Raw genomic sequence first — 647 nt, forward strand, 5'->3', positions numbered from 1 at the left:
ACTGCTTTTTCTACCACATTTTCTACTGTGAATCCAAATTGTTTAAATAATGTTTCTGCATTTCCTGATGCTCCAAAAGTATCTAATGATATAACTTCTCCATCAAGACCTACATATTTGTGCCATCCAAAGCTTGTTAATGCTTCAACTGCAACTCTTGCACGAACTGCCTTTGGCATTACTGATTCTTTGTAAGCTTCGTCTTGAGCTTCGAATAATTCGAATGCTGGCATACTTATAACTCTAGCATCTATTCCTTTAGCCGCTAGTTCGTCAGCTGCTTTGTAGATTAATTCCACTTCTGAACCTGATGCCATTAAAAGTACATCTGGAGTTTCTTTCTTAGAATCTTTAAGGATATACCCACCCTTTAAAGCTCTCTTAGCGCATCCATCATATAGTGGTAACTTTTGTCTTGTTAATACTAATGATGTTGGAGTAGTTCCGTTAGTTACAGCATAATACCAAGCTGCTGCAGTTTCTTTTGAATCTGCTGGTCTAAATACTGTCATGTTTGGCATACTTCTAAGTGCTGCTAATTGTTCTATTGGTTGGTGAGTTGGACCGTCTTCTCCTACACCAATACTGTCATGTGTTAATACATAAGCTATTGGAAGATTCATAAGAGCTGATAATCTCATAGCACC

At 37.6% G+C, this 647-nt stretch carries 1 protein-coding gene; it reads right to left on the reverse strand.

The window, feature by feature from the left end; translation table 11 throughout:
- On the reverse strand, positions 1–647 hold a 647-nt coding region (locus CLCHR_RS24275; protein WP_278337033.1), incomplete at both ends, for a transketolase-like TK C-terminal-containing protein.

This window comes from Clostridium chromiireducens (genome assembly GCF_002029255.1).
In the GTDB taxonomy this organism is placed as follows: Bacteria; Bacillota; Clostridia; order Clostridiales; family Clostridiaceae; genus Clostridium; species Clostridium chromiireducens.